This is a genomic window from Microvirga sp. (assembly GCF_014699075.1).
Taxonomy (GTDB): domain Bacteria; phylum Pseudomonadota; class Alphaproteobacteria; order Rhizobiales; family Beijerinckiaceae; genus Microvirga.
In genome coordinates this window covers 1-18269 of record NZ_JACXAB010000037.1, presented here as the reverse complement: position 1 = coordinate 18269, position 18269 = coordinate 1, and the positions used below count along the sequence as shown (strand labels likewise).

15 protein-coding genes and 1 pseudogene are annotated in these 18269 nt (G+C 60.3%); 6 read left to right on the top strand and 10 right to left on the bottom strand.

The annotated features are described in order from the left end of the window. Positions 1–48 precede the first annotated feature (48 nt). The 4 genes from IC232_RS25250 to IC232_RS25235 are packed head-to-tail and all read right to left on the bottom strand — an operon-like array spanning position 49 to position 3914. Positions 49–1299: a neutral/alkaline non-lysosomal ceramidase N-terminal domain-containing protein gene (locus IC232_RS25250; protein ID WP_190847720.1), complete on the bottom strand. Its 1251-nt coding sequence runs from the start codon at positions 1297–1299 to the stop codon at positions 49–51. Continuing rightward, a complete protein-coding gene (locus IC232_RS25245; RefSeq protein ID WP_190847719.1) occupies positions 1296–2447 on the bottom strand; it encodes an N-acetylglucosamine-6-phosphate deacetylase in 1152 nt (383 codons plus the stop codon). Before IC232_RS25245 ends, IC232_RS25250 begins: the two co-directional genes overlap by 4 nt. Beyond that, a complete protein-coding gene (locus IC232_RS25240; protein WP_190847718.1) occupies positions 2444–3223 on the bottom strand; it encodes a sugar isomerase domain-containing protein in 780 nt (259 codons plus the stop codon). Before IC232_RS25240 ends, IC232_RS25245 begins: the two co-directional genes overlap by 4 nt. Next, positions 3210–3914 (bottom strand): 6-phosphogluconolactonase, encoded by a 705-nt coding sequence (locus IC232_RS25235; protein WP_190847738.1) that lies wholly within the window; start codon positions 3912–3914, stop codon positions 3210–3212. The genes IC232_RS25240 and IC232_RS25235 overlap by 14 nt, the downstream gene beginning before the upstream one ends. 283 nt (positions 3915–4197) lie before the next feature. On the opposite strand from IC232_RS25235, the gene IC232_RS25230 reads away from it, so the two are divergent. Continuing rightward, entirely contained in the window at positions 4198–5196 is a 999-nt protein-coding gene (locus IC232_RS25230; RefSeq protein ID WP_190847737.1) for a LacI family DNA-binding transcriptional regulator, read from the top strand. Positions 5197–5299: 103 nt separating this feature from the next. On the opposite strand, the gene IC232_RS25225 is transcribed toward IC232_RS25230, so the two are convergent. Together IC232_RS25225 and IC232_RS25220 are read right to left on the bottom strand one after the other, a co-directional pair. Further along, a complete protein-coding gene (locus IC232_RS25225; protein WP_190847717.1) occupies positions 5300–6673 on the bottom strand; it encodes an ISNCY family transposase in 1374 nt (457 codons plus the stop codon). Between the two features lie 252 nt (positions 6674–6925). Beyond that, positions 6926–8623, bottom strand: coding sequence for a methyl-accepting chemotaxis protein (locus IC232_RS25220; protein ID WP_190847716.1), 1698 nt, complete (start codon positions 8621–8623; stop codon positions 6926–6928). A 357-nt stretch (positions 8624–8980) separates the two neighbouring features. Here IC232_RS25220 and IC232_RS25215 point away from each other — a divergent pair, with 357 nt between their 5' ends. Continuing rightward, entirely contained in the window at positions 8981–11314 is a 2334-nt protein-coding gene (locus tag IC232_RS25215) for a putative bifunctional diguanylate cyclase/phosphodiesterase (RefSeq protein ID WP_190847715.1), read from the top strand. Between the two features lie 32 nt (positions 11315–11346). Here the strand turns inward: IC232_RS25215 and IC232_RS25210 are convergent, their stop codons facing one another. Beyond that, on the bottom strand, positions 11347–11688 hold the full coding sequence (locus IC232_RS25210) for a hypothetical protein (protein WP_190847714.1): 342 nt from the start codon (positions 11686–11688) through the stop codon (positions 11347–11349). A gap of 115 nt (positions 11689–11803) precedes the next feature. Between IC232_RS25210 and IC232_RS25205 the strand changes: the two genes are divergently transcribed. Further along, positions 11804–12070, top strand: a complete 267-nt coding sequence (locus IC232_RS25205) for a hypothetical protein (RefSeq protein WP_190847713.1) — start codon at positions 11804–11806, stop codon at positions 12068–12070. Positions 12071–12166: 96 nt separating this feature from the next. Next, positions 12167–12439 (top strand): SWIB/MDM2 domain-containing protein, encoded by a 273-nt coding sequence (locus IC232_RS25200; protein WP_190847712.1) that lies wholly within the window; start codon positions 12167–12169, stop codon positions 12437–12439. A gap of 209 nt (positions 12440–12648) precedes the next feature. Here the strand turns inward: IC232_RS25200 and IC232_RS25195 are convergent, their stop codons facing one another. Together IC232_RS25195 and IC232_RS25190 are read right to left on the bottom strand one after the other, a co-directional pair. After that, the gene (locus tag IC232_RS25195) at positions 12649–15891 is read right to left on the bottom strand and encodes an Ig-like domain-containing protein (protein ID WP_190847711.1); all 3243 of its coding nucleotides are present in this window, start codon (positions 15889–15891) and stop codon (positions 12649–12651) included. Between the two features lie 477 nt (positions 15892–16368). Beyond that, on the bottom strand, positions 16369–17073 hold the full coding sequence (locus tag IC232_RS25190) for a glutathione S-transferase family protein (RefSeq protein ID WP_190847710.1): 705 nt from the start codon (positions 17071–17073) through the stop codon (positions 16369–16371). 108 nt (positions 17074–17181) lie between these two features. Here IC232_RS25190 and IC232_RS25185 point away from each other — a divergent pair, with 108 nt between their 5' ends. Both IC232_RS25185 and IC232_RS25180 read left to right on the top strand, forming a co-directional pair. Then, positions 17182–17538 carry a winged helix-turn-helix transcriptional regulator gene (locus IC232_RS25185; RefSeq protein WP_190847709.1) on the top strand — a complete coding sequence of 119 codons (357 nt, stop codon included), beginning with the start codon at positions 17182–17184 and terminating at the stop codon, positions 17536–17538. A gap of 11 nt (positions 17539–17549) precedes the next feature. Then, a pseudogene (locus tag IC232_RS25180) lies at positions 17550–17663 on the top strand (hypothetical protein); the annotation flags it as partial. A gap of 14 nt (positions 17664–17677) precedes the next feature. On the opposite strand, the gene IC232_RS25175 reads toward IC232_RS25180, so the two are convergent. Then, entirely contained in the window at positions 17678–18169 is a 492-nt protein-coding gene (locus tag IC232_RS25175) for a GNAT family N-acetyltransferase (protein ID WP_312895234.1), read from the bottom strand. Positions 18170–18269 lie beyond the last annotated feature (100 nt).

Below are 18269 nucleotides of genomic sequence, written 5' to 3'. Positions count from 1 at the left end.
AAGCCTCCATGTGGCTCAGCAGGACAGTCATCCCACTCCAATCGATTTTTAGGTTCTCCTGGAAAGTAGAGTAATGGCCGCTTCGGCCAAAGCTTCGGCCGATCCGGCGGTGAAGGTGGCTGGCAGGCCGTAGTAGCGGTGTGCCTCGTCCACCTCATATCCGCCGAACGCATATTCGGATTCTGGAGGAATGTAGCCGGGGTTGTCTTCTGCGAACCCAATAACGAAACCCGGATCGCGAGACATCTTCTGGCGAATTTGAAGCGCTGTCTCCGCAAAAATCTCTCCGGGAAGGGCAACGATCGGCACCCCTCCCCAGTTCAGCACGGAGACACGCGCCTCAATTGGCTCCAGAGGGCGCCCTGCCGTTTCTGTTGCCCAGGCAATCCAGTGGTTGAGTAGCGCTGCGCGAGCGGGATCCGCAGTCTCTCGCTCGCGATACCATCGCTCGGCCAGGGCCTCTGGGGTCTCCGTTTCGCGCCGCTCGAAGCTGAGGTGTAGGATATGGTTCGCCACCGAGACGTGTTCTCCCAGTGGAGCCTCATCAGCTTGGCAAGCGGCGGCGGCAATCCGCTCACCATAAGCCTGTGCAGACTCGAAGCTGCGGTATGTGCTGGGCGCGAGGCTGATTGAGGCGTGTGCCGAGTGACCGGTATTAGCGTCTCCCGCGCAACCGGTGAGAAACAGTGCCATGGCACCAGGATGGGCGGCTTCAAGGCGCTCGCGTGCATAGTGCGGGTAGTCGGCCGTCCAAAGCCGGTTGTCGGCACCGAGCACCACCGGGTGACAGGCATATGCCGTGATCACGGCGATCGGGCCGCCGGCAGCGTCGTGGATGCGCAAAACCGGTAAGGAAGGGTCGATCATGCCATCGGCATGGCGACGGTTTCGGGCGACCCCTGGGTCTATGCCCCATCCGGCGGTCAGACGGGCGGGCCGGGTGGACGATGCCGCCTTGTTGATCGCGTGCACACATGCAGCTTCCAAGTGTTCAAGATAGGCTGTGTCGGCGTGTTGGCTAAGGCGACCCGTCATGGAGACGGGTCCACCATGCGAATGCAGCGCCGCGACGATCACATTATCGGCGGGCAATACGCACTGCTCTCGGATGCGCCGTGCCATGTCGCCATCGAGGCCGATCACGTCGGCGACAAGAAGCGCGGTATCCTCCAACACGACGGCACGCACTGTTAGGGAATCATGCGCGCCGAGCGCAGGCTCGCTGCGGGCTGCGAACCCGGAGAGGGCCAATCCTGCCGGCGGCGTGATGTCCACCAGGGCTGTTCCGGCGCGGATCATCGCGAGAACACTTTTTTGCCTCGCAGCCAGACGGCTGAGACCTCGAGCCGGCGCTGTCCCTCATGCCAAGAGAACTGCATCAGATTAGCCTGGACGCCAATGACGAGACGACCCCGGCCGCCGACGATGCGACCGGGGTTCTCCGTTGCGAGCCTGAGGCCTTCGCTGAGCGTCAGTCCTGCCATCTGAACGGCGATCGCGACATTTGCGCAAAGCGGTAACCCGGCGCCGGCGAGATACGGTGTGCCGGCAATGCCGACACGTCCGTCGGCTGTGACCTCGACACTGCCCCCTACAGGCTGTTCGTAAAGGCCTGGTGGCATGCCAGCGAGTGCGACCACATCCGACACCAGGATGGCTCTCTCGAAGCCCTTCGCCCGAATCATCGCCTTGAACGTGTCGGCTGGGAGATGATGGCCATCAGCGATGAAGGTTGCGGTCAGTCGGTCATTCGCGAGTTGGCTCCACAAAAAATTGGAGTGTCGGGGCAGGGTGGCCGCGGCACCGTTGCCTAGATGCGTAGACAGGCTTGCTCCCGCCGCGGCGGCTTCGTGAATCTCCTTGGGCGATGCGGCGGTGTGGCCGAGAGCCACATGAACGCCACGCTGTACGAGGGCCGCTATGTAATTAATTGCGCCGGGCTGCTCGGGGGCTAGCGTGACAAGGCCAACGAGGCCGGAGCTTGCCGCCTGCCAGCGCTCAAACTCTTCGAGGGAGGGCGCCCTCACATGCGCGGCCGGATGAGCGCCGCGTGGTCCGTCCAGCGGAGAAATGGAGGGCCCCTCGACGTGAACGAAAGGAACCATCTCGGCCACGAACGGAAAGCGGCGGCGGGCCTCCGCAATGACCGTCAACGCGCGGATGATGTTGGCCTCCGGCGCGGTGATCAGGGTCGGCAGAAAGGTCGTGACGCCCACCGAGAGCATATGGTCCGCCAGCGTCTTCACCCGCTCTGGCGTAAGGTGGCCGTCATTGAGGTCAAGGCCCGCAAAGCCGTTCACCTGCAGGTCGACTAGGCCGGGTGCCACATAATCATGACTTGTTCCATTCGCAGCATGGATCGCGGCGATGACACCGTCCTCGACCGTAATGGCAATGGTCTCACCGGTCGCGGGATTGCGTCCCCGAATGTGGCTGGACGAGTTCACAGGGCTCTGACCCGGTTGTGAAAATTCGCAATAAAGCGTGCATTGGCCTCGTCGCCACCTGGGGCGTTGCCGCTCCGCCACACGGGCGGCTCGATGCCACGCTCAATGAGCTTGGACACGGTGCGGATCACCAGGCAGTTAAGCGCGAAGGCATTGGCGAAGGTCGAAATTGCCGCGATGTCTTGGCTCATGCCGGGAACCCGCACGACGGCGTCGCCGATCGGAACCTTGGTGTCGATTGCGATGTCGACCAAGTCGTGCAGGTTCTGGCGGGTAGGATGCCGGGCTGGGTGTTCGGGGGAGGTGTTGCTGGCATGCTCGCGCGAACTGACGCCAATCAGAAAGACACCGCGCGCCCTGGATTCGAGGGCGGCATCGATCAGAGCCGCGTTGATGCCATAGGCGTTGACGAGGATGAGAAGGTCACTTTGGATGAGCCGCTGGTTGGCGATGACCACTTTGCCGTAGTCGGGCGTGCGCTCGATCGCCATGGAGCGCAGAGCCCCGTTGGAGAGCAGCGTTCCTTCGTCTAGAATGGCGCTAACATGCATCAAGCCTCCCGCACGGAAGAACACCTCCTGCGAAGCGAGGTTTGAATGTCCGCCTGGACCGAAGATATGGATTAGTCGATCAGCCGCAATCTGATCAGCGAGACGAGCGGCGGCCTTATCTGTCGCGGTGCGTTCCTCCCTCAGGATGCGCTGCATCAGATCCGTTGTGGACGCGAGATAGGCGGCGCAGAGAACATCGGCATCAATAGGCTCACCGTTCAGCATCGGGGTCGGACTCCGCATCGAGATAAAGGGTGCAGTGGGCCTGCTGACGCAGGATGCTGGCCGGGCACGCGGGCGCTACTGGCCCATAGAGGGTCCGGCGAACGGCATCCCGCTTAATGGAGCCGGGGACGATGCAGAACAGGCGATCGGCTCGCAGGAGGCGCGGGATCGTCAGCGTCAATGCCTGCTCGGGAACATCGTCGTAATGCGCGAAGCATTGATCATCGACCTGTTGCTGGCGGCAGGTCTCGTCAAGAGCGACAATCTTGACGTCGAGCGGGTCATGGAAATCCGCCACGGGGGGGTCATTGAACGCAATATGGCCGTTAACGCCGATCCCGAGGCAGACGAGGTCGATGGGCGCCTCGGCAAGGCAAGCGGCGTAGGTCTCCGCCGCCGTAGTGGGATCCGGTTCGGGGACGATGTGATGCACCGCCGCGAAGGGGAGATGAGCGAAGAGGGCTTCGTCAAGCCAATGCGCGAAACGCTGCGGCGCATCAGCCGGAAGACCTATGTATTCATCCATATGAAAGGCCGTTACCCGATCCCAGTCAATTCCCTGCTCCTCCCGAAGGCGACGGAGGGTTTCTGCTTGGCTAGGCGCGGCAGCAAAAATCATTCGCACCTGCGATTGGCGGCTTAGCCGCTCTCGGAGGTCTGTCGCGATCGCGCTGGCGCTGGCGGCACCCATCTCGGCCCGCGTGCGGTAGCTCTCGATACGAAGCTGTTCGACCGAGCGATGGCTCACTGGGGCAGGGGACTGGGTAGGAGTATCCGTCACGGTAGCCTCCTGAATGCAGCGTGCCAGTTGATGAGGTGGGCTCTTGTACTCTGACTCTGGCAATGGCATGAACTAAAGCCTGCAACCGGTTGCATGTCAACGGGCTGATCTAGACAACGGCATCCTTAGGGCAGATGTGAGCCTTGTGCTCAAAGAAGATGGCCGGTACCTGGCGGTTGGTGATAGAGGGGCAATGGTGAGTGGGCAGAAACAGAAGCTGACCATCAAACAGGTCGCGCAGGCAGCGGGCGTTGCCCGCTCGAGCGTCTCTCGTGCCTTTACCCGCCCAGAGATGCTCAGCCCTGAAACGGTCAGGCGGGTCCGGGATGCTGCCGAGAAGCTTGGCTATGTCCCTAACCAGACGGCCCGCGCGTTGAGTACGGGGCGTCATGGGAATGTCGCGCTGATCGTGCCTGATATTGCGAATCCATTCTTCCCGCCTTTGATCCGGGCCGCTCAAATGGAGGCTGATCGATCGGACTTTTGTGTGTTTCTCGGAAATTCCGATGAGGACCCAAAGCAAGAAGACAAACTCGTGGGGCGTTTCACAGGTCAGGTCGAGGGGCTGATCCTCGCCTCATCGCGATTATCGGACGAACGCATTCGAGCTCATGCTGCTCAGCGGCCCTTGGTTCTGATCAATCGCGATGTCGAGGGCATTCCGCGTGTTCTGATCGATAGCGGCTCTGGCGTGCGCGAGGCGGTTGCACATCTGGCCGAACTCGGACACCAACATATCGTCTATGTCGCGGGACCGGTGACATCATGGTCGAACAAGCAACGCCGACTTGCAGTGCGTAAGTCGGCTGAGCGCCTGGGACTGAAAGTCGACATAGTGGCCGCCATCGTACCGAGCTATGACGCAGGGCGTGAAGCCGTAGCGGCGATCCTGACTACTGGGGCTACGGCTGCGATCGCATTCGACGATCTGACGGCGCAGGGGATTCTCGCTGGACTGGCGGATCGCAAGATCAGAGTCCCTGGCCAATTCGGTGTGGTCGGGTGTGACGATGTGCTGGGTGCCGCGACATATCCATCTCTGACAACGGTCTCGAACCGGTCCGTGGAGGCTGGAAAGGCAGCGCTATCGCTCCTCCTCGAGTTGCTGCAAAGCCAGTCTCTCCGTGACATTCGCTATGTGCTGGACACTCACTTGGTTGTCCGTAACACAACCATCGACCACAAAGAGTGACGGGAAAGATTGTGCTATTCGCCCCTAGCGAGGGCGTTATCTTTGTTAAACGATAAATGTGGCTGCCAGATTGAAATGTCCGTCGGCGTGCAAAGTAGAAATGTCACTCCGCGGCGGCCAGGCGAGCCAGCGCGTGCTCACGCTTGGATGCGACGGCCGGATCGGACATCACATCAGTCTTGCGGCCCCGCTTGGCACCCCGCGGCTTGTAGCCGGTCTTCTCGCTGTTGGTCTTGACCTTGGGTGGGGGACGCTGGTCCTGCCGCTCCTTGATATACGCCAGCACGTCGCCCAACCGCTTGTTCTCGGTGATCGCCGCATGGGTCACACGCTGGTCCTTGTCGAACACCCGGTAGGACAGGGCATGCCCTGTCCACCGCACCTCAAGCCTGCCGTCGGCGAAGGCGTAGGTCTCAACGTAGCGGCCAACGAGCCCGCGGGTGACGTCGTTCTCCTCCAGCATGATCCGCTTGCGCTCATAGGAAAAGGTCAGCTGGGCGCCAACATAGCGCTGCTCGCGCCGGCACAGGATCTCTTGCAGCCGGCCCGGTGACAGGTTCAGCGGCCGGTGGAGATCTGCCGGCCGAGCCGGGATCCGTGCGAACCTGGCTTTGTAGTGCTCCACGAAGCCGGGCAGGAAGGCATTGCCCTCGTCCATCGTGGCAACCCCCGCCAGGCGCAGTTCTTTCACCAGACGATCCTGAAGGGTCCGGTTGGCGCGCTCGACCCGGCCCTTGGCCTGGCTGGAATTGGCGCAGAGGATCTCGATGTTGAGTTCCGCCAAGGCGCGGCCGAACTGCGTCATGCCCTGGCCGTTCCTGGCCTCCTGCCTGGCCACCCGAAACACGGAGTGCTTGTCGGAGTAGAACGCGACAGGGCAGCCATGGCTCTGCAGATAGAGCTCCAGGGCTTCAAAATAGCTGAAGGCGCTTTCTGACCGCACAAACCGCAACTGCATCAGTTTGCCGGTGGCGTCATCAATGAAGACGAGCAGGGAGCAGGGATCGCCGCGATCCTCAAACCAGCGATGGTCCGAGCCGTCGATCTGCACCAGCTCGCCATAGGCCTCACGCCGCAGCCGAGGCTGATGGAAGGTGCGTCGCTGTTTGCGGGACAACCAGAGGCCAGCCCCAGCCATCCCCTGGCGCAAGGTCTCGCGGGAGACCGTCAGTCCGTGCTGTTCGGCCAGCTTCTCGGCGGCCAGAGTCGGGCCAAAATCCGCGTAACGCTCCCGGACGATCGCCAGGGCATAATCCCGCACGCCGCCGCTGATACGATGGTTCGAGGGCCGGCCGCGCGCCTTGTGCCGAATGGCGGCCGCGCCATCGGGTTGCAATCGCTCCAGCAGTCGGCGGACCTGCCGCGAGCTCAGCGCCAGGACATGGGCCGCCGCCACGATCGTCATGCGGCCCTCGACAACCTTCGACAGAACCTCAATCCGCTGCAGATCGCGCGCGCTCATCGCAATCAGTCCCATCCGCGTTCTCCCGCCTCATTCACAAGCGGGGAGTGTGACATTCCTACTTTGCGGGATCAGGACATTCTAACTTTGCGGCTACAATAAAAGGACCGGTAACATTGATTATGGAACTTAACTATGGCACCTGACCCCGCCATTTCTTCTCAACAAAAAGGGCCGCTGTTTCCAGCGGCCCTCCTCAAGGTAACCTTCAGGTGAGACCAGTGAGCCTGCGTGGGGCTAGCTCGCTAACCTAAAGGTTTCTCTATACTAAGCGGCCTTCACTCCTGTGAGGAAGTCTGTGACCTCGCGGGAGAGGTCGTTGGAGTGGCGCGACAGCTCCTGAGCCGCACCCAGCACCTGGGAGGCTGCCGAGGTGGTCTCGCCCGCCCCCTGCTGCACGTCCACAATGCTGCCGGTCACGGCTTCCGTGCCACGCGCCGCCTCCTGCACGTTGCGGGCGATCTCGGCGGTGGCCGCCCCCTGCTCCTCCATGGCGGCCGCAATCGAGGTCGAGATCTGGCTCATCTCGGTGATCGTGCGCGCAATCTCCTGGATGGCAGAGACTGTCTGCTGTGTTGCCTGCTGCACCGAGCCGATCTGGGACGAGATCTCGTCGGTTGCCTTAGCCGTCTGGGTCGCGAGCTCCTTCACCTCCGTGGCCACCACGGCAAAGCCCTTGCCGGCTTCGCCTGCCCGCGCCGCCTCGATCGTGGCGTTCAGTGCCAGCAGGTTAGTCTGCCCTGCAATGGTGTTGATCAGCTGCACGACGTTGCCGATCTTTTCGGCGCTTGCGGCAAGCTCCTGCACTGTATCGCTGGTGCGCTGAGTGCCCTGGACTGCCTTATCAGCCACCTGCGAGGACTGCGCCACCTGGGAGGCGATCTCGCGGATCGAAATGGAGAGTTCCTCCGTGGCGGCCGCCACCGTCTGAACGTTGGCGGAAGTCTGCTGGGCTGCCGATGAGACCGTGACCGACTGCTGCGTGGTCTGACCGGCTACCTGCGTCATTGATTGTGCAGTCGCTTCCATCTCGGTGGCGGCAGACGACAAGCCTTGCGTGAGTGCCGACACGTTGCTCTCGAAGCGCTTCGTGAGTTGGTCGAGAACCTCGGCACGGCGCATCTTGGCCTGGTTCTCCACTTCCTGCTCGGCGGCGAGACGGCGAGCCTCAATGGCATTGTCCTTAAAGACCTGCAGCGAGCGGGCCAGCGTGCCGACCTCGTCCTTACGCTCGGTGCCGGTCACGTCCACGGCCAGGTCGCCGCTGGCGAGACGCCCCATAGCTCCGGTCATTGCGCCGAGTGGGCGAACGACCGCAAACACGACAATGGAACCGAGAAGTGCTACCGCAAACAGGATGCCAACGACTGAGGAGGCAATCAAGATTGTGGAGGTCGACGCCGCGAGAGCTTCGGCCTCATGTGCGGCAGTATCGAGGGTCTTCTGATTGGCCTCAATGCGTTGTGTCACGAGATCACGCAGTTGGCGGCGGACATCACGCCCTGCCCCATTGGAAATTTCAAGCGCGAACGAATCCTGATCTCTCATGGCGTAGCTGACGCTCGTGTCCATCAGACCGAAGTATTTGCTGATCGTGGCCTTGAGTTCCTCGTTGGTGGCCCGGCGCTCCGGCGAGCCGGAGAGCGCGATCAACTCGTCCGCGTGTTGAAGCGCAAGCTTTTTATACTGCTGATAGACCGCCTCGCCGCTCTTCAGTCGGTCCGGGGCATCAGAGGAGACAAGGATCAGATTCTTTTCCTGAATGCTGGCCTCATTCACCTCAGCGTTGATCTTCAGGATCGTAGTCAGGCGGGCAGCCTCGATCTCGGCCAGTTCTTTGGTGTCGGCGGAGAGCGCATCCAAGCCGTTTTTAGCAATTGCGACCAACCCAATGGTGACGGCGACAAAGATTACTGCTGGAATAGCCAATTTGACTATGAGCCTAAGATTATTGAGAAAACGCATTGTCTTTCGTTGACCTGCCCGCATCACCGCGGGAGGTGCACGCCCCCGTGGCGCGGCAAGTTACAGGCGGGAGATCTCTTAGTCGACAAAGCTTACGCAAGGCTTGATTGGAAGAGATCTAAATTCCCGCTGGATGTAGGCGGCCTTTGCAGCGGGCGCTGCGATCCCCGCCGGAATAATGTGATAGGCGTACTCGTTGTGCAATGTTCAGGCCAGTTTCGGCTGTTACGGCTCTCTATTTGAGACTAGCCAGCCTCTCCGCGACCATGGAATGGAATGACCGGCGCCTTTGGCCCGACTTCAATTCATTATGTGATTTATTCTGTAGTTCACTTGTGATGCGATAAGCATGGACCTATGAGCCTCGACCCCCGTACCCTCGCGTTCGATTTCATTCTGACTTTGGTTATCCTTGGAGGCCTGCTGTTCTTCTTCTGGACGCGGAACCGGAAGATCAGTGCTCTCGCCTGGTGGAGTGCCACCTTTGTCCTGAATGCGATCGGCATCGGATTGGTCAATCTTGTTCCGGGGCTGCCAGTTCATCCAAAGCTGATGCTGGCCAACAGCCTCGTCGCGTTTGGATACGGGGCTCTCTATACCGGAGCCAGGATGTTCAATGAGCGACCGATCTCCAGACTGGCGCTTATTGCCGGTCCGGCGTTCTGGATACTGACTTACCCGCTGTTCCACGACAACATCGGAGCGCGGGTTACGGTCATCTCGTTGATCACCGGCGGCTATGCGGCCTTGTCTGCCCGGGAGTTCTGGAAGCACGATCCTCATCGGCTGGCTTCTCAGCGTGCCGCCGTGGCTCTCCTCCTGGTGCTCACCACCTTTAGCCTGTTTCGTGCTGTCCTGGGGCTGCCAATCGGCTCAATGTTTGGTGTCGACGCATTTGTCAGGAGTTGGTCGTCGGAGATGGCCCTGTTCCTGATCGTCTATGTCCCGGCGCTCGCCTTCGTGTTCTTAGGCATGGCCAAGGAACGCATCGAGGCTGGATACCGGGAGGTAGAGGAGGCCCTGCGAGAGAGCGAGGAGCATTACCGCTTTTCCGTTGAACTCAGCCCTCAGATTCCCTGGACCTCTGATCCGGACGGCAACCTCCTGCAGGTATCCCCCCGCTGGCACAAACTGACCGGGCTCACATTCGAGCAAACACAGGGATGGAAGTGGATGGCGGCCATTCATCCTGACGACGTGCCGCTCCTTCAGGAAAAGGCCAGCCGGTCCCTGAAGACGGGCAAGCCCTACGTGTCCGAGTTCCGGGTGAGACTCGTGGATGGCACCTACCGCTGGTTTCGCGGGCACGCAGCCGCTCGCCTCGGTAGGGACGGAGCAATCCTGCGCTGGTACGGCATGATCGAGGACATTCACGAGAGGAGACTTGCTCGGGAACGGCTGCATTGGGCCGCCTATCACGATGACCTGACCGGCCTGCCGAACCGCCGGTTCTTCTATGAGGAGGTTCAACGGGCACTTGAGCGGTCAACCAAGGCTGAAACCAAGGTCGGGCTGCTGCTGATGGATCTCGATCACCTCAAGCTGGTCAACGACCGGTTCGGCCATGATGCTGGAGATGCGCTTCTGCGGGAGTTTGCCGAGCGTCTCCAATCCCTGGCTGGCGACAGGTACACGGTTGCACGCTTGGGCGGCGACGAATTCGGTCTGCTTCTGCCCGATGTCGAGCATGAGGATGAGGTCATTGCGGTGGCGCGGCTCATCCTGAACCGGATGCAGAACCCGCACCCGGAGGATGATCCGGCCCATGACTGTCGCACCAGCATCGGCATGGTGGTGTCTCAAAGGCATACCATAAGGGTTGAAGACCTGCAGAAGCAGGCGGATCTGGCGCTCTATCAGAGCAAGGTCGCTGGTCGCGGCATGTACATGATGTATAGCCCGACCATGAGCGAGGAGGCTCAGAAGGTAGCATCCGCACTGGAGACTGCAGGCCGACTTCTGTCCTCGGATCGGGTCAAGCCGTTCTACCAGCCTAAGATCTCACTGGAATCAGAGGAGCCGGTTGGCTTCGAGGCGCTGCTGCGGTGGGAGCATCCGCGGCTGGGAATCCAATATCCAGGTACGATCTCGCCGGCCTTCAATGATACCGAATTGGGCTCGGCTCTCGGGTCCCGCATGCGGTCTCTGGTCTTCAAGGATATGCGTCATTGGCTCGATGCAGGCCTGACCTTCGGCCGCGTGGCCATCAACGTGTCCGCCGCCGAGTTCCGCCACGCTGATTATGCCGAGCGCGTGCTATCGGAGCTTGAAGAATGGGATATCCCGAGTTCTTGCCTGGAAGTGGAGGTCACTGAGAGTGTCTTCCTCGATTGCAATGCAGGTCATGTTGAACGAGCGCTTCAGGCTCTGAGTGCAGCCGGGGTGACCATTGCACTGGATGACTTTGGCACCGGTTATGCCTCGCTCACTCATCTGAAGCGGTTCCCGGTACACGTGATCAAGATTGACCGCTCCTTCGTCAGCGATATTGAGCAGGATGCCGGTGACGCCGCTATTGTGAAAGCCTTGCTGGGCCTAGGGCAAAGCCTGCGCATCGAGATTGTCGCGGAAGGCGTGGAGACCGCCGCCCAACTGGAGTTTCTGAAGCGGAACGGCTGCAAGCTGGTGCAGGGGCACTACTTTGCCCAGGCGCTGCCGGCAAGTGAGGTCCCCCAGCTGATGGGCACATAAGCCCGAACAGGGCCAATGGTGATCTGCCGGGTTCAGTCATCTGACACGGCGATCCTGTCGATCTTCAGCGTTTCCAACGGCGCCGGGGAGAGGTTTTGCCGAACCAAGATCTCGCCGACAGAGCGCGGATCACAGCGCTCCTTCCGGGCGGCACATTGTTCGAAGTAGGCCAGATATTCGTCACAGTGACCGGGGCGCTGAGACTGGGGCAGTTCGGAACAGTGGGCATGGGCCTGCCGGATGATTGCGGCAGGATCTGAGGGTTTTGCCACCGTCTGTTGGGAATACTCGGTGATCTTCCCATGGGCAATAATCACGGAGGCAGGGCCCAGGAGGATGGCAAGAGCTGTAAAGCCAGGGTGGATCTTCCGCATCAGCCTACCTCGGACTGCTATGGTTAAGGCGAAGTTAACCGCGGCCCTGTCGATATGGAAGCCAGTGCCTAGATACGTAGGGAACTGACGAACATTGTTTCAAGGGATCAGATGCATGCCGAGAGGCCCAGAAGCCGAAGACGAACGGACCGAAACCGAAGGTCGGGCCAGTACGCCGCAACTTGACCGGCTGGAGAAACTTGCAAATGCCGCTGCCACTGCGGCGCAGGGGAAACAATGGCGGGCGCGCCAGAATGGCCTGCAGGAGCAGGATGAGCCCTCAGAGGTACGGAACCTCAATCATGATGCCGATGCCAGAGCACAGGCCGAAGAGGCGATGCGCCAGATGATGGCGAAGTCACCACCCAAGCGGCGTCGGTGAATGGCCAGTCCTCATTAAGAGACTGTTAGTTTTTCGCTCGTCATGGTCGCGCGCCATTCCGCACGCCTATGACGGGCACATTGTAGGAGTTTGACTATGACCGAAGCAAAAGCAGCCAAAAAGCCGAACCCGGCCTTGGCGAAGCCGCTGCAACCCTCGAATGAACTGGCGGCCGTTGTTGGCTCGTCTCCCCTGCTCCGCACCGAAGTGGTGAGCAAGGTGTGGGAGTACATCAAGGCCAACAACCTGCAGAACCCGGCGAACAAGCGCGAGATCCTGGCGGACGACAAGCTGCGGGCGGTCTTTGATGGCAAGGACAAGGTCAGCATGTTCGAGATGAACAAGCACTTCGCCCGGCATCTCGCCTAATCAAACTGGCTTTGGGCAGCCTGATTGTCCCTCTACCAATTGTTAAGCTTGGCTGTTTCAGAATGCGGGTAACGGGCGCTGCGTATCAGCCCGCACACTCTCCATTGCCCCCAAGCGTGGAGCCTGGCCCTGGCTGAGAGCCCTTACCTCTCGGCTGGGGCCATTTTCATGACGAAGTTGCTCCCAGCGATGCAGGACCGTCCGGAATCTTAGATGATCCTGAAGTTGTCAGATGTGAGCCATAGCCATGGGTCGACTTTGGCAAAAGTCACCGCCGCGGCCGACCCATTCCCGTCGGCATCATACAACAGTGCACCCGATGCAAAGTCGTAAAGAACGCGCACCTCGGCACCGAATGCTTTGTCACCCCATTGGAACGCGCTCCAATCGAAGCCTCCGCGGCCGCCAACACTCTTGAAGATGGCGTCGTCGAGCAGGATCCTGTCCTCCCATGGGTCGAATCCCCGGATCGTATCGACCTCACCCTTGCCAAGTGTGGTGTCAAACACGAAGGAATCGCGGCCGGCGCCGCCACTGAGGACATCGGCGCCTAAGCCGCCATAGATCCGGTCGTCGCCCGAGCCACCGCTGATGGTGTCACGGCCGCTGCCACCCATCATGATGTCGTGACCCGTCCCGCCGGAAAGCCGATCGTTCCCGGTGTCTCCATAGAGCCGGTCATTCCCAGCATCGCCATAGACCTGATCATGCCCTGATCCGCCATAGACTTTGTCGGCACCGCTCCCACCGGACGCCCTGTCATTGCCGCTGCCGCCATAGACCCTGTCATTGCCCGAGCCTCCTGACACCGTGTCGTTGTTAGAGCCACCGTCCAGGCGATCGTTCCCGGCACGGCCGAATAGGCTGTCGGAGCCTGCACCGCCAAAGAGACTGTCCCAACCGCCTCCCCCCAAGATCGTGTTGTCGCCATCTAGCGGGTTGGTTGCGCTCAGCGTAATCGTGCCGTCGGCCGGGCCTGTCCCGGCTGCATCCCTGATCCGAGTGACGATCGTGAGCGTATGGCTCCAGTCAGGTGAAGGCGTGAAGGACACGTCAGCAAGAGCTGAGTTCACCTCTGCGACCGATCCCGTTACGGTCCACACGCCTGTCGCCGCATTGAAACTTGAGACGGCCGATCCGTACGTTCCCAGGCTGAGAGAGCCCGCAGCCGGATTGCTCAGCGTCAGCGTTGCCGTCACCGTATCACCAGAGTTGAGGTCCGCGACGACAATGTCGTCGAGGGCGACAGGGCCAGCATCTTCCGGAAGCGCGATCGTCTGGTTCAGATTGGTGGCCGTAGGAGCCACCGGATCTTCCTTGACGGTGAAGGCACAGAACGTGTTGCTGGCGTTCGCAGCGACAAAGTTGCCCGCCTGATCCTGGAAGGCCGCAGCGCTCCACATCACAGCAATAGTCTTCCCTACCGGCAGGCGGAAGGATGGGTTGATCGCGAGCGCATCAGATCCCCAGCCGCTGATGGCGGCAGAATTGTACGGGATGGTCTCGAGAACGGTTCCATCGGTTACGTTGTACAGGATGATGCTGCCGCTTGTTCCGATCTCAACCGAACCATCGAAGCGCAGGATAATCGCGCTGTCCGGCGCGAGATTCGTCACGTCACCGGGCTGCGACGCCAACGGAGTGGCAATCGGCGCGGTTGTATCTATGGTCAAAGCAAGGGATGAGGATACGTTGCTGACGTTACCTGCCGTATCACGCGCGATCGCGGTAATGTGGTGCGTCCCGCTCGTCAGGCCCGTCGTGGTAACAGACCAAACCCCGCCGACCGCCACACCCGAACCGACGACTGTCGCGCCGTCATAGAGAGTAACGGTGCTGCCAGCTTCGGCGGTGCCGGTCAGGGTCGGCGTCGTGTCGCTGGTCAGGTTGTCGGTAGCTGAGATCCCGCTGTCACTTGCATCGTTCAGATCGGGTGTTGAAGTCGCGGCGGGCGCGAGCGTATCGAACGAAATGCTCGGCGTCGCGCCTGCACCTCCAGAATTTCCAGCTATATCGATATAGGATGCCGCCGCTACCGAGATGGTGGCTGTGCCACCGTCGGTTAATGCCGACGGCGTGAACGTAGCCGTCCGCGTCGTGCCGCTCCCGGAAATTGCGCTGAGTGTGCCACCGGAGACGACGACGTCGCCGGCAGATCCATCCCAGGTGAATGTTAGACCCGGATCCTCGCTGAAGGTGAAGGTGATGGTCGCGGTCTCGCCGATTTTGAGAGATGATCTGTTGCTGGTGATCGTCACCGTCGGCGCCGTGGTGTCGAGCGCATAGGCCTGAGTGTAAACGGGCCCTCGATTACCAGCACCATCGGTCACTCTGACTTGCAGGGTGTTGCTGCCCGCCAGCGTCACGCCCGCGAGCGACCAGGCGCTCGATCCAACAGAAGTGGATGCGAGTGTCCACGTACTGCCATTGTTGAGGGAGACTTCAACAGCTTCGCCAGTCTCCAAAGCAGCCGAGAGGGTGCCGCTGATGGTCTGTGCTGCCGTGCGGGTCACAAAGTCGGCGGCCGACTGTCCGGTATCGGCTGAAAAGGCGGCTCTGGTGATCACAGTGGCCGGGGGCACTCCGTCGACCAGCACACCCGATGTCGACCCGACATTGTTCAAAGTCAGGGTTGCGGCGTTGCCAACATCGTCAGTAATGGTTGCGCCATTGAGTTGGAGAGACGAGACAGTGATGCCATTTGCGTCCAACTGGCCCGGTTGCACGGTATACCGGAAGGACACAACATTTGATCCTGAGCCAGGGACGTAATCTGCGTAAACCGTCTGCGTGCCGATCACCAGCGCCAGCTGTGGTCGGCCTCCATCGATCGCAACAGTCACAATTTCATCGAAGCTGAGCGTAAACGTGAGTGTTTGACCGGCCGCGTAGGTGCCGTTCACCGGCACCCAGACGCCTGTAACGGATGGACCGACGGTATCGATCCCCGCAAGCTGCAGGTTGTTGATGGTCCCGTACCCTGTGCTGGCGTAAGTGATGCGGACCTCGTCGACCAGGTCGAAGTCCATGCCGAGGTTTACCGTCACAATGGAGTCATCAAAATTGGCCTGGAAGCTGGACAGGGCCACACGAGCTCCGTCCAGAAAGCCCTCGACCTGAATTGGAGTGCCTTCCCAGTTCCAGTCGTACCATTGAAAACCGTTAAGTTCGAAAGCGGAAGAGTCCTTGCTTCTGACGAAGAAACCCTGCCACGGCGAATACCCCTCGGGTCCCCAGAAGATGGTCAGCCCCGTGAATTGATTGCGGGGCATTCCCAGTTCGTAGTTGTCTCTCCACTCGATCGATGTGCCTGGACTGGTGCCAAGCAGTCCAATTTGGATGTCCAGCGGCAGATTATGGGATCCGCCCTCCCCGTCCTCGGCGATGCCGTCGTCCCATACGGAGCCTCCAATAGTCGTGAATGTCAGAGCCGAGTAGGTGATGTTCGCCATAGGAATATTCGCTCTCTGAAAGGGCCGCGACGGCCTGCTTTCGCAAGGGACAGTGCAGACTTGGTTTGTCTCAGACGGGAGCAGTAACTATGAGGGGCTACCCCATGGGAAGCAAGATAATAATCTTATCTCGAAAGGGCTGGGTTTCGGGGTCATGCTCTTCACGGAGCGTTTGCGAGATCACAGCCAAGATCAGCTGGCGAACGCTGGGTCAGCCCCTCTCCCGCGCATTGAGGTCGGCATCTCGCCTGAGAGGTCAAGGCACGGGCCAAGTGCCCGGCCCGTGCACGAATTGTTAAGCTTGACCATTCCACCATGCAGGTGCCGGGCGCGTTGCGTATCAGCCCGAACAATCTCCATAGCCTCCAATGCTTGGAGCCGGCCCTGGTTGAGAGCCCTTACACTCTCGGCCAGGGCTTTTTCGTTGGAGTTGGCTGGTCCTGAGGTAACCGGAGGATCTTCGAGAACGATTCGATCTTACTTGCCGAACCGGGAGATCACTTCTGCGAGGGGGACATGCCCGATGCAGGAGCCCGTTCCCTGTCGACTTTCGCCATTTTCCAAGGCGGTCGCGTAGATCACTGCGGGGTCGGCTTCGAGGCGCTCCCGCAATGCCGCCAACTTTGGCCAACGTGACCTGTCGGCAATGGCATGGAAGTCGAGCCAGCGTGCCACGCCGATGAATACCGCGTCTGCCAGGGTCGGTTTGTCGCCGACCAGGAAGGGTGTTTCCTCGATCATGTCTTCCAGCTTGTCATGGCGCTCGATGATCCTGTCTCGGCCCCACTCCCGGAGCGTTGACTGCAGCGTCGGGTCCGGCGGTTCCATCTCGAGTGCGGCCCACAGGGGACTGAACGCAGCGGTGAATCCCGTATTCACGTAAGCCATGATCTGATGCATGCGATCGGCCTGGTGGGAGAGCGGGTCGAAGCTGATGCGCCGATCTGCATCCCTTGCCTCAAGCCAGGAGGCGATCGCCATGGTCTCCGCCAGGATCCTGCCCTGATCGTCAACAATGGCAGGTGTCTCGTGCCGAGCGTTGATCCGCGCATAGGATGGCTCGTGCATTTCGCTCATCATGTCCACTCGGCAAAGCCTGTAGGGCTTACCCAGCCATTCGAGAGCCGCGACAAGCCCCATGGAACTTCCCAGAGGGAAGCCATAAATGAGAGTCGGTTCCATTCTCTTGTTCTCCGTGATTTCTGCTGATCACGCTGCGCAGCGAGGCTGGAACTTACGCGACGCTGACCGTAAGTAAATTACGCACCTTTTTGTAACCACGAGCTGCCCATGAAAAACCTGGTCTCACAATGTCCCATCGAAGAGGTGATGCAAGTCCTCAGTGGCCGTTGGCCCACGCTGCTGATTTACTACCTCAAGGACGGGACAAAGCGCTTCAGCGACCTTCGCCGGGACAACCCGACGATTTCGCATAAGATGCTCACCTTCGAGCTCCGAAAGCTGGAAGACGCGGGAATTGTCACCCGCACGGAATTTGAGGGCTATCCCTTGCGTGTCGAGTATGACCTCACGCCGGCAGGCCTTCGTCTTGTGCCGCTGATCGACGCCCTCGGCGAATGGTGGGAGGAGACCGGGGATTCGGAGCGTGTCGATGCTGGCGCTCTTCAAACGACGTCCGTGGAGTAACTTGGAAAAACTTGATACCGGCCCGCACAGCGTCTTCAGGCAAGACACCACCCCAGGACTCGCGGCGGACACTGGATGCCATCCTGTGGCGCCATGAGAACGGCGCCAAGTGGCGAGCTGTCCCCTCTGCTCAACTGCATCAGTGCCGATCGCGCTGGAACAGAATGACTTCGCTATCCGTATAGGTGGTTCTCGCAAACTCTCTGTACCCACATTTTCGGGCGATCTGCAGCGAAGCAAGATTGTCTGGCGAAATCATGCATACCGTTCGTCCCAACGGCAGGTTGGCGTCGCCCCACAGGAGGGCAGCCTGCACCGCCTCGGTTGCGTAACCTTTTTCGTGGAATGCAGGATCGAGAACCCATCCCATCTCCGGGATGCCAGCAAACGATGGACTCATTGCCCGCTTCGCATTCAGGAAACATACGTCGCCGACGAAACGGCCTGAGTTCTTCTCGTGAACCGCCCAAGAACCATAACCGAGCAGGCGCCAATGGCCCGCATAGCGCAAGATCCGCGACCAGCTTTCCTCCCGCGTCGAGGGCTTGCGCGTGATATACTCAACGACGCTGGGATTGCTCCACATTCCGAAGTTTGCATCAAGATCCCGGATGCCATGGCCTCGTAGAATCAGGCGCTCCGTTTCGAGTGGAGGGCACCGTTGCAGTAACTTGAAACGGCAAAACGAACCCCGTCGATCAGATCATTCAGGCTGCTAGACCGAAGAGTTG